11 protein-coding genes are annotated in these 11,194 nt (G+C 62.8%); 8 read left to right on the forward strand and 3 right to left on the reverse strand.

Going from position 1 to position 11,194, the window contains the following annotated elements:
• Positions 1-118 precede the first annotated feature (118 nt).
• From F0185_RS20305 to F0185_RS20325, 5 genes are all read left to right on the forward strand, one after another.
• On the forward strand, positions 119-1,075 hold the full coding sequence (locus tag F0185_RS20305) for a helix-turn-helix transcriptional regulator (protein ID WP_167227502.1): 957 nt from the start codon (positions 119-121) through the stop codon (positions 1,073-1,075).
• A 34-nt stretch (positions 1,076-1,109) separates the two neighbouring features.
• A complete protein-coding gene (locus F0185_RS20310; protein WP_167227504.1) occupies positions 1,110-1,895 on the forward strand; it encodes a DNA/RNA non-specific endonuclease in 786 nt (261 codons plus the stop codon).
• Positions 1,896-1,912: 17 nt separating this feature from the next.
• Positions 1,913-2,173, forward strand: coding sequence for a hypothetical protein (locus F0185_RS20315; RefSeq protein ID WP_167227506.1), 261 nt, complete (start codon positions 1,913-1,915; stop codon positions 2,171-2,173).
• Positions 2,174-2,430: 257 nt separating this feature from the next.
• Complete coding sequence (locus F0185_RS20320; protein WP_229477107.1) at positions 2,431-2,856, forward strand: YsnF/AvaK domain-containing protein; 426 nt, start codon at positions 2,431-2,433, stop codon at positions 2,854-2,856.
• A 39-nt stretch (positions 2,857-2,895) separates the two neighbouring features.
• On the forward strand, positions 2,896-4,032 hold the full coding sequence (locus F0185_RS20325; RefSeq protein ID WP_167227507.1) for a YsnF/AvaK domain-containing protein: 1,137 nt from the start codon (positions 2,896-2,898) through the stop codon (positions 4,030-4,032).
• A gap of 213 nt (positions 4,033-4,245) precedes the next feature.
• Here the strand turns inward: F0185_RS20325 and F0185_RS20330 are convergent, their stop codons facing one another.
• The 3 genes from F0185_RS20330 to F0185_RS20340 all read right to left on the reverse strand — a co-directional run bounded on the left by F0185_RS20330 (position 4,246) and on the right by F0185_RS20340 (position 9,351).
• Positions 4,246-7,161 (reverse strand): M16 family metallopeptidase, encoded by a 2,916-nt coding sequence (locus tag F0185_RS20330; protein WP_370664040.1) that lies wholly within the window; start codon positions 7,159-7,161, stop codon positions 4,246-4,248.
• Between the two features lie 174 nt (positions 7,162-7,335).
• The gene (locus F0185_RS20335) at positions 7,336-8,379 is read right to left on the reverse strand and encodes a sensor domain-containing diguanylate cyclase (RefSeq protein ID WP_370664041.1); all 1,044 of its coding nucleotides are present in this window, start codon (positions 8,377-8,379) and stop codon (positions 7,336-7,338) included.
• A gap of 129 nt (positions 8,380-8,508) precedes the next feature.
• Complete coding sequence (locus F0185_RS20340; RefSeq protein ID WP_167227509.1) at positions 8,509-9,351, reverse strand: sensor histidine kinase; 843 nt, start codon at positions 9,349-9,351, stop codon at positions 8,509-8,511.
• 207 nt (positions 9,352-9,558) lie between these two features.
• On the opposite strand from F0185_RS20340, the gene queE reads away from it, so the two are divergent.
• The 3 genes from queE to tadA are packed head-to-tail and all read left to right on the forward strand — an operon-like array spanning position 9,559 to position 11,169.
• Entirely contained in the window at positions 9,559-10,194 is a 636-nt protein-coding gene (gene queE / locus F0185_RS20345) for a 7-carboxy-7-deazaguanine synthase (protein ID WP_167227510.1), read from the forward strand.
• Positions 10,195-10,202: 8 nt separating this feature from the next.
• A complete protein-coding gene (gene queD / locus F0185_RS20350) occupies positions 10,203-10,649 on the forward strand; it encodes a 6-carboxytetrahydropterin synthase QueD (protein ID WP_167227512.1) in 447 nt (148 codons plus the stop codon).
• Positions 10,642-11,169, forward strand: a complete 528-nt coding sequence (gene tadA, locus F0185_RS20355) for a tRNA adenosine(34) deaminase TadA (protein ID WP_167227514.1) — start codon at positions 10,642-10,644, stop codon at positions 11,167-11,169. Before queD ends, tadA begins: the two co-directional genes overlap by 8 nt.
• The last annotated feature ends 25 nt before the right edge of the window (positions 11,170-11,194 follow it).

Consider the following 11,194-nt stretch of genomic DNA (forward strand, 5'->3'; position numbering starts at 1 on the left):
GTTCAGGGTGGGGAAGGGCATGGCGGGCTCGCTTTCGGTTGGTGGTCAACATCGACAGGGCGCAGATTAGCGCCGCATCAGGGCAGATTGCGCCCTGTTAATCTGCTATCGTTGCGTCATGTACCATCCAACCACCCGCGTGCTGGCAGTGCTGGAACTGCTGCAAACCCATGGCCGCCTGAGCGGCGTCGAGATGTCGGCGCGGCTGGCGGTCGATCCGCGCACCTTGCGCCGCTACATCGTCACGCTCGAAGAGATGGGCATTCCCATCACGACCGAGCGCGGGCGCCACGGCGGCTATGCGCTGATGGCCGGCTTCAAGTTGCCGCCGATGATGTTTACCAACGATGAAGCGCTGGCCCTGGCGATCGGCCTGCTCGCCGCGCGCAGCCTGGGCTTTGCCGAAGCCGCGCCGGCGGTGGCCAGCGCCCAGGCCAAGCTCGAACGCATCATGCCGGCCAACCTGAAGCGGCGCGTGCGCGCCATCGACGAAACCGTGCGGCTCGACATGATCCGCGCGGTGGCGCCGAGGGACAACGACGCCCTCGTCACGCTCAGTTCGGCGGCGCTGGCGCAGCAGCGCGTGTGCCTGCGTTACCGCGCGCCCGACGGCGGCGAAACCGAGCGTGATTTCGATGCCTACGGCCTGGCGTTTCGCGGCGGCTGCTGGTACGTGACCGGCCTGTGCCACCTGCGCGCCGGGATGCGCTCGTTCAGGATCGACCGCATCGTCAAAGTCGAGCCGCGCCCGGTCTCGTTCGCGCGCCCGACCGGCTTTGACGCGCTCGGCTACCTGAACCAGTCGCTGGCTGTGATGCAACGCGAACACGCGGTCGAAGTGCTGCTGCACACCGACCTGAAAACGGCCAGCGCGCATTTCCATGGCGCGCTCGGGGTGTTCGACCAAGCCCCCGATGGCGTGCTGCTGCGCTGCACCACCGACGACCTCGACTGGTTCGCCGGCCACCTCGCGGGCCTGCCGTTCGACTTCGCGGTGCGCGCGCCGGACCAGCTGCGCGCCAGTCTTGCAAAATTAGCTGAACGACTGCTTCGCTTGGCGGGCACGCTCCGCTAGAATGCGTCGCTCGACTATTTTGGTTTTGGAAAACATGATTCAGAAAACACTGGCCGGCATCGTCCTCGGATGGACCTTGCTGGCAGCCGGCAGCGCGTTTGCCGGTGGCTGTCCCGCACACTATATGGATGGGCGCCTGCCCGAGATCCGCAATGCCAAGCTGGCCAAGGCGACGACCGAATTATGCTACGGCGTATTCGGCGTGATGCATTCCGGGATCACGCGCACGCCGCTGTGGTCGGCCGAGCGCCTGCTTCCGGCAAACCTGAAGCTGGCCAAGAAACTCTCGCGCGACGATTCCTTCCACGCCGAGGAACGCCTGTCGCCGTCGCAGCGCGCCGAGCTGTCCGACTACGCCCGCAGCGGCTTCGACCGTGGCCACATGGCGCCCAACGGCAACATGCCGGATCGCCAGACCCAGCACGAAAGTTTTACGCTGGCGAACATGGTGCCGCAGGATGCCGACAACAACCGCCATCTGTGGGCCGGACTGGAAGGGCGCGTGCGCGACCTGGTCAGGAAAGAAGGCACCTTGTATGTGATCACCGGGCCGGCCTTCATCGGCAAGCGTTTGCAGAAAGTGGGCAATGTGCTCGTGCCGAGTCATTTGTACAAGGCGGTGTATAGTCCGGGCCAGAAGGCGGGCGCGGCATGGATCGTGGAAAACCGTTCCACCGACGAGCTGGATGTGATGACGATTGCCGAGCTCGAAGAGAAGATCGGCATCAACCTGATGCCGTCGCTGAGCGCGCGGCAAAAGTCGGCCATGCTGGACCTGCCGCAGCCGAAACAGAAGAAATCGCGCCGTTGGCCGTTTTGATATTTCAAGGAGATGCAATGAGTGGCAAGAAACAGGGTTTTGTACCGTACACGAACGAGGCTGACGTGCTCGCGGTTGGCAAGCTGATGATCGAAAACCGGCTCGACCGGATCACCATCAGTGGCGACGTCGACCTGACCGCCGACGAGGTCGGCCTGGAGCACGCGCGCAAGCTGCACGCGCTGCTCGGTGACATCGTCGCCAAGCTGGAAGGGATGAAGCTGCCGGCCGAATTGCCGCCGCCGGCGGTGGGCGACGTGGATAATCCCTTCAACTAAGCGCAGTCTGATAGTCGGACCGCGCCGGAAAAGGCACGCGCCGAGCCATCTCAACGAACCATTCTAATTGACCCGGGCCGTGCTGTGATGCCGGACCTGGCGTCATGCTACGCGATCGGCGCACATCGTCTTCGTGCGCGCCGCCATCGACGCCGCAGGCGATCAAAACTTGAGGAAGGTCAATGGTGCGCAGGGTCGGCGCGCTTTGCGGTACTCTCAACGGCTCCTGCTGCGGCGTTTTTTGGGGAGCGAACTTCATGGCAACAGACAATGCCGAATCCTCTGTCGAGCCAGGCGGCGACACGCTCAGCGTGCCGCTGCACCGCGAGGAACTGCGGGTGGGAACGCGCGTCGTCGACACCGGGCGCGGCGTGCGGATTCACAAAACGGTCAGCGAACATCCCCATCAGGTCGACGAAACGCTGCTCTACGACGAGCTCGACGTCAGGCATGTCAGCGTCGACAAGATCGTACCCCTGTCCGAGGCGCCAGTGGCGCGCCAGGAGGGCGACACGCTGATCGTGCCGGTACTCGAAGAAGTGCTGGTGACCGAGCGGCGCGTGCGCATCAAGGAAGAAGTCCACATCACGCGCATCGCGCGCACCCGTACCCAAGCCGGGACCGTCATGCTGCGCGAAGAAGACATCGTCGTCGAACGGTTCGACGAAGGCCCTCACAAGTAAGCGAGTTCAAGCGAGTTCAACAACATGGAGGAAGTCATCATGGAACACACACTGGTAGCGGTATTTGACAATCGCGGCGATGCCGTGCAGGCGCTCGACGACCTGGTCGGGTCGGGGTATTCACGCCAGGATGTGCGTTTGAGCGATGGCGATCCGGATGCGCCCGGCGTGGATGCGCCCGGCGTGGATGCGCCCGGCGGCCGGGTCGAAGGCGCCGGCGACGAATCGTTCGGATCGAGCATCAAGCACTTCTTTACCGACCTGTTCGGCGGCGAGCGCAGCGAGCATGCGCAGATGTATTCCGAGGCGATGGAACGCGGGCATTACGTGCTGACCGTCACGACCACGACCGAGCATGAGGTCGAGCGCGCCGCCGACATCGTCGAACGCCACAGTCCGATCGATATCGACGAGCATGCCGGCCTGTGGCAGGGCGCGATGCAGGGCGGTGACGCCATGCGCGGGCAGGCCATGTCGCAGCAGTCGACGCCCGGCGCGTCGCAGGGTGGCAGTGTGGGCGGCGGCAGCGCGCAAGGCTCGGCCATGGGCGCATCGCAGCAGCGTGCGGCCGACACCACGGCCATTCCCGTGATCCAGGAAGAACTGAAGGTCGGCAAGCGCGAGGTGCAGCGCGGCGGGGTGCGGATTTACCAGCGCATTGTCGAAACCCCGGTCAGCGAGAGCATCGGCCTGCGCGAAGAGCACGTCAATGTGCAGCGGCGCGCAGTGGACAAATTGGTCGATCCGGCCGACATTGCCGCCTTCCAGGAAAACACCATCGAGCTGCGCGAAACGGCGGAAGAAGCGGTCGTCGAAAAATCCGCCCGCATGGTGGAGGAAGTTATCGTCGGCAAGGAAGTGACGCAGCGGCAGGAGCAGATCAACGACACGCTGCGCCATACCGAAGTGGACATCGAGCGGCTTGCACCGGACGATGACGCTTACTTCCGCGGTCACTGGACCAGCAATTTCGCGCGCGAGGGCGGCAGTTACGACGATTATGCGCCGGCGTACCGCTACGGCACCAGCATGGCTGGCAGCGAGCTGTATCGGGGGCGTCCGTGGGAAGAAATCGAACCCGGGCTGCGCAGCGATTGGGAGGCGCGTAATCCTGGCTCGACCTGGGAAAAGATGAAGGCTGCGATCAGGCATGGCTGGGAGCGCATGACGTCGTAGGAACAAGCGCCGCAGCTACGTCGGCGCTCCTGCCACTTGGCAGGAACGACTTCTCGCGATGCCTCAAGCCCGTCGTTCCCGCGTAGGCGGGAACCCAAGTTCGTTGCGTAGCCATGAGGGGCTCAAATGACTTGGGTTCCCGCCTACGCGGGAACGACGGGCTGGCGATCCGCGTCAGCGCACGGCTTGTCAGCGCACGGCTTCGTGCTGCGTCTACTCGGCAAACACGGCACTGGCCGGCGTGATCCTGACGGCTTCCGGCTTGATGTTGAGCTTCATGCTGCCGATGACCTTGTCTTCATCGAGCAAGCTCTGCGGCTTGTTGCCGTCGTACTTGATCGTCGACACCGCATCGCTCACCAGTTTCTCTTTCAGTCCAGCGGCATCCTTGGTGATGAACACGAGCGACAGGTTCTTGGTCGACAGGTGCTTCTTGATGGCCGCGTTCAGGTCGGCCAGGGTCAACTTGGCCAGGCCATCGCGCATCATTTTGGTGAACTCGGGCGTGCCGTACCATTGCGAGTCGAGCGCGTAACCAAGGTACTGATCCTGCGTGGCGGTCATCACGAACACGTTTTTCATCAGGTAGCCGCGCGTGATCTGGAACTGCTCCTCGGTCAGGCCCTGCTGGATCACCTTCTCGAGCTCGGTAAGCGCGATACGCAGCGCGAGGTGGGCGTTCTCCGGCGCGACCGGGCGGATCCACACTTCGAACAACTGGCCCTTGCGGCCGACGTTCGGGTTCGGGAAGAACTGGAACATGCCACGCGGGAAGGCTTCGATATAGGTGTAGTCGCCATAATTCATGCCGCGCAGTTCGCGGATGCGCTGGTACAGGTAGGCATTCGAGGCGCGGTGTTCGCCAAGGAAGGTTTTAGCCAACCACAGCGCCGGGAAGTCCGGATGGCCACGGCGCACCTCGATCGGCAAACCGAACGACAGGGCGGTCGCGCGCGTGTTTTTCTCGACGATCTCCACTTCCAGGCCGTTTGGCATCTTTGCCAGCGGCGCCGTGGTGACCGGCAAGCCCGGGCCGGCCGGCAGCCTGGCCAGCGCCTGCTTGAGCGCGGCCGTCATCTCGTCCGACACATCGCCCGAGATGCCCACCCGCACCGATCCCTGGGTGTAGGCCTTCTTGTAGAAATCCTTGACGTCGTCGAGGGTGATCGCATCGATCCCTTTGGCCGTGCCAAGGACCGGATGGTCGTACGGCGTGCCGGCGAACACATTGGTTTGCAGGCGTTCCTTGCCCAGTTCTTCTTCGTTGTTGTCCTTCAGGTCGACCAGCAGGGCGTTCTTGAGCGAATCCTTGAGGCGGCGGAAATCTTCCTCGCGAAAGCCCGGCGTGACCAGTTGCGGCATGGCCACGGCCATGTATTTGTTCCAGTTATCCTTGTGGATCGATCCGGTGAAGGTGGTCATTTCCTTGTCGGTCTGCTCGGTGAACGAGCCGGCCAGCGGGAACAGGGCCTTGCTCACTTCGTCGATCTTGCGCTCGCTCGATCCGGCCGAGGCCACCATCATCGCGGTCAGCGCCGCCAGGCCTTCCTTGCCTTTCGGATCGTGCGCCGAACCGGCGGCGAACAACAGCTTGAAGCGGATCTGGGGCAGCGCCGATTTTTGCACCAGTACGTCTACCTTGGCTTCGGCGCCGGCCGCCAGCACCGGCTTGGCCTGGGTTTCCGTCGCTTGCGGCAAAGCATCAGCTGGCAAACTGTTCGTCCCACTCGCGGCCAGCGTCGCCAGCTTCGGCAGGCTCGCCATCGATTCCGGCAGGGCCTGGTTCGACAGGGTGGTGACGATCATGCCGTCATCGACCAGGTACTTGCGCGCCGCCGCCAGCAGGTCGGCCGGGGTCAGGCTGTCGGTGACGCGGTAGAACTGGTTCAGCGTGCCGTAGGAACGGTTGTAATGCACGTAGGAGGCCAGGGTGCCGGCGATCTGCTCGGTATTGTCGAGCGAGCGGATCAGGCCGTATTTTTGGGCCGACTTGGCATCGGCCAGCGCCTGCGCGGTGACCGGTACGTTGCGCAACTGCGCGATGGCCTGCATGATCTGGTCGCGCACATAGACGGTGTCTTCCAGCTTTTTCACGCGGGCGATGATGGTCGCCAGGCTCGGGTCGACCCGGCCAGGCGTGTAATCGCTGAACTGGTCGACTTTCTGTTCATCCTGTACCAGCCGCTTGTAGAGCGGGGAGGTGCGGCCGAACGAGAGCGAGAGCAACATCGACAGTGCGGCGTGGTCCTTGGCGGTGTCGGAAAACGCCGGTGCGCGGAAACCCACCGTGACGAACGGCAAGGTCTGGGTCGGCCATGCGACATGCTTGTAGAGTGCGCCGGTCGGCGCCGGCTCGGCCGGTACCTCGCTCTTGTAGCTGCCTTTCTGCCATTTGCTCCAGTATTTCTCGACCAGGGCGATGGCCTTTTGCGGCTCGACGTCGCCGGCGATGATCACGGTGGTGCGCTCCGGGCGATACCAGCGGTCAAAAAACACTTTCGAGTAGGCATACTGGTTCGGCATGTCCTCGATGTCCTTGATGAAGCCCATCGTGGTGTGCTTGTAGGTATGCGTGGTGTAGGCGGCGTCGCGCTGCACTTCGAACAGCTTGGACATCGGATTGGCGCTGTTCTTGTTGTATTCGCCCAGCACGGCGCGCGATTCGGTCTTGAATGCATCTTCACCGTACGACAGGCTCTGGAAGCGGTCGGCTTCGACCTTGAGGATGGTTTCGAGGTCTTCCTTGGCGAAGGTGGTGTGGTAATTGGTCAGGTCGTCGCTGGTGTAGGCGTTCTGGCGCGCGCCGGACTTGGTGATGACGTCCTGGTATTTTTCAGGCGGATAGGCTTTGGTGCCGCGAAACATCATGTGTTCGAAAAAGTGCGCGAAGCCCGACTTGCCCGGCTCGATCTCGTTGCGCGAGCCGGTCTGTACAGGGATCTGTACCGACACCAGGTTGGGGAAGCCGGTCGGGACGACGATGATTTTCAGGCCGTTGGCCAGGGTTTTTTCGGTGGCTTTGAAGGGCAGCACATCGGCTTTGCCGGCTGGCGTGGCTGGCGCGGCCGCCAGCGCGTTCATGGCGAACGCGGGCAGGGCAAGCAGGCTGATCGGAATGAGTTTGGACACATTGTCTCCTGAGGCTAAAAATAGTAGCCGCAGGATAAAAGAATCGGGACAGAAAGAACAGCGGAAATTTGTGCATACACCGGTGTGGGCATGTCCACGGCGGTAGGCACGGCGGTAGGCACGGCGGTAGGCACCGCGGTAGGCACGGCGGCAGGCACCGCCGTGGACGCAAACTCAGCGCACGCTCAGCGCGCCCTGGCCGTCCTGCCGGGCGCCAGCGATGATGTCGGGCTCGGTCGCTGGCAGGCTGATCCGGTTGCGGCCCATGTGCTTGGCGCGGTAGAGCGCCGCGTCCGCCGTCGCCACCAGCTGGCAGGCGGTGCTGTTGGACGAGGCAATCGCGGTGGCCGCGCCAATGCTCACCGTGACGTGTTCATTGGCGCCGCGTCCGTTGGGCACCTTGAGCTGCTCGACCCGGCAGCGGATGCGCTCGGCAACGATGGCCGCACCCTTGAGCGACTGGTTCGGCAAGATCACGGCAAATTCCTCGCCACCGTAACGCGCCACCAGATCGTTGGCCCGCATTTCTCTCGACACGGCTGCGGCGATGCGCTTGAGGCATTCATCGCCGCCCAGATGCCCGTTGGCATCGTTGTAAGCCTTAAAATTGTCGACATCGACCATCAACAACGATAGCGGCTGCTGCTGGCGCAGCGCGCGCGACCACTCGGCGCTGAGGGTATTGTCGAAGCAACGGCGGTTGGCCAGGCCGGTCAGTCCGTCGAGCGTGGCCAATTGTTCAAGCGCAACCTGGGACGCTTTTTCGTCGGTGATGTCGCGCAGGGTCTGCACCACCGCTTCGAGCTTGCCGTGCTCGCCAAAGATCGGGATGGCGTCGACCGACAGGTAGCGTCGCTCGCCGAAGCGCGGCATGTCGCACCAGCTTTCCGCCGCCAACTGGCCGTCCACGTGGCGGCTTTTGGCTGCCTGCGGATACAGCGAGTCGAGCTCGTCGCCCCGATCTTGCGCCACCAGGTCGGCCAGGGTCGGGCGCGCTTCCTGGTAAAAACTCTGCCAGTGATCGCGGGTGCCCAGCACTTCCTCCGCCGCAACCCCGGTCAGGCGCTCGCAGGCACGGTTCCAGATGATCACCCGCCGCTCGTTGTCCAGCACAAACGCGGGAACGGCCAGCATCTCCATGAGCTTGTAGGCAAACGCGCGGCCCTGTTCCGGTGCGGCCTGCGCCGTCGCGCTCTGGACTGTCGTCGTGCTCATCATGTGCCGCCCCTGTTAGATAGTTCCCGACAAATTCTTGACGGCAAAGTGTTGACTGCCGACAAGACTTAATTTTGCCTGTGGCGCACTGCGTTTCTATTGATAAAGCACAAGGGTGAGGATGATCGTGCTTCAGTGTGCGGCAAACGCAACCGTCAAGGGGATCGACACCGACAGCACCACGCCGCTGCCGGGCAGGCTGTCGATGGCAAAGCAGCCGCCAATGGCGCGCACCCGTTCCCGCATGCCCGGCAGGCCGCAGCCGCGTCCGTTGCCATGCTGCACCATGCCGACCCCGTTGTCCTGTACGCGCAAGGTGAGCATGTCGCCGAAGCGCTGCAGCTTGATGTCGACCTCGGTGGCATGCGCATGGCGCGCCACGTTCGACAGCGCCTCCTGCGCGATGCGGTACAGCATGGCGTCGCGTTCGGCGTCCTCGGGCGCATGGAGCGCGTCGGCGTCGGCCGTGAAGGCGTGGCGGATGCCGTGCATGCGCGTAAATTCGCTCAATTGCCACTCCATCGCGCTCTGGAAACCCGCTTCCAGCACGATCGGGCGCAGATCGTAAATGATGGCGCGCAGCGACTTGATCGTGTTGTCGAGGTTGCCGATCATGCCATCGATCTTTTGCGTGATCAGGGGATGGGCGCCGGTGGTACTGACGTGCATCAGTTGCAGGTCGATCTTGAGCGCCAGCAGATTCTGGCCAAGGTCGTCATGGATGTCGCGCGCGATGCGCTGGCGTTCGCTTTCGCGCACGCTTTCCTGCTGCTTGGTCGCCTGGCACAGCGACAAATGGGTGTTGGCGAGCGCCAGTTCGGCCACGGCGCGCGCGTGCCGTTCGATGGCCAGTTGCGCTTCGGTGTCGGTCAATTGGTCGTCGAGGCGCAGGTGGCGTTGCAGCAAGGCGTAAAAGCCCCAGCCGATAAGCAGTATCCAGAACAGGGCGAGGAGGGCGGTGGGCGTGATGTGCATAAAAACCTTCCGAGAAATCTGATAAGACAAGCTGGCAAGTCCAAGCTGACTCTGATCAAGTTACTCTCCGTCATCACCAGTGATATTGTCTCCGATCAACTCTATTTCAATTGGGAACGTTTCTGTCGTAACGGCATCATTTTTGGTGATTTCCGGTTGCACTACGCGACCTTGCTATAATGGAGGGTTGAGAATTAGGACAATCACGTGACTTACAGCATCAAAGAGATTTTTTACACCCTGCAGGGAGAGGGCGCGCACGCGGGTCGTCCCGCCGTCTTTTGTCGTTTTTCGGGCTGCAACCTGTGGACCGGGCGCGAAAGCGACCGCGCCAGCGCCATCTGCACCTTTTGCGACACCGATTTTGTCGGCACCGATGGCGAACGTGGTGGCAAGTTTGCCAACGGCGACGCCCTGGCCGCGCTGATCGACAGCCTGTGGCCGGCCTCTTACCCGCACAGCAAATACGTGGTCTTCACCGGCGGCGAGCCCTTGTTGCAACTGGACGCGCCCTTGATCGACGCCATGCACGCGGCCGGCTTCGAGATCGCCATCGAAACCAATGGCACCTTGCCGGTGCCGCCCGGTGTCGACTGGATCTGCGTCAGCCCCAAGATGGGTTCGAAGCTGGTCGTGGAAAAGGGCAATGAGCTCAAAGTGGTCATTCCGCAGACCAGGCAGGACCTGGGCGCCTACGAACATCTCGATTTCGAGAACTTTTTCGTGCAGCCGATGGACGGCCCGCTGGGCGAACACAACACCCGTCTCGCCATCGAGACCTGCAAGCGCAATCCCAAGTGGAAGCTGAGCTTGCAAACCCATAAACTTTTACAGATACCTTAAAGCACTTCATGCTCACGATTACACGCAAGCTCGAATTCGATGCGGGACACCGCATTCCCGACCACAAAAGCCAGTGCCGCAACCTGCACGGGCATCGTTACACGCTCGAAATCACGCTCACGGGCGCCGTCATCCAGGCCGAGGGCAACTCCGACAATGGCATGATCATGGATTTTTCGGACATCAAGGCGCTGGCCAAGGAACACCTGGTCGATGTCTGGGACCATGCCTTCCTGGTCTACGAAAAAGACGACAAGGTGCGCGAGTTCCTGGCCTCGCTGCCGGGCCACAAGACGGTGGTGATCGACCGCATTCCGACCGTCGAGAACCTGGCGCAGATCGCTTTCGGTATTCTCAAGGCGGCCTATACCGACCGTTTCGGCACGGGCTTGCACCTGCACAAGCTGGTGCTGCACGAAACCCCGAATTGCTGGGCCGAGATTACCGATGCCTGATCCAGCCTTCATGCAACTGGCGCTGGAACAGGCGCAACATGCATGGAGCCTGGGCGAAGTGCCGGTGGGCGCCGTGGTGGTCAAGGATGGCGAGGTGATCGCCACCGGCTTTAACCAGCCGATCGGCCGCCACGATCCGACCGCGCACGCCGAAATCGTGGCCTTGCGCGCCGCCGCGGAAAAACTGGGCAACTATCGCTTGCCCGGATGCGAACTGTATGTGACCTTGGAGCCCTGCGTGATGTGTTCGGGCGCGATGATGCATGCGCGCCTGGCGCGCGTGGTGTTCGGTGCGCCGGACCCCAAGACCGGCGCGTGCGGTTCGGTGCTCAATTTGTTCGAGCAGGAAAAGTTGAACCATCACACCGAACTGGTCGGGGGCGTGATGGCCGATGAGGCCAGCGGCATGCTGCGCGCATTTTTTGCGGAGCGGCGCAAGGCGGCGCAGGCCGCGCGGCTGGCGGCGCAGGCGGCGGCCGACCCGGCGTTGTCCGGCGCGCAGGGTGCGCAGCCGCAATAGGGGATGCGGGAGCCTGGCAGGACCG

Origin of the sequence: Massilia rubra (assembly GCF_011682065.1) — a bacterium.
Classification (GTDB): domain Bacteria; phylum Pseudomonadota; class Gammaproteobacteria; order Burkholderiales; family Burkholderiaceae_D; genus Telluria_A; species Telluria_A rubra.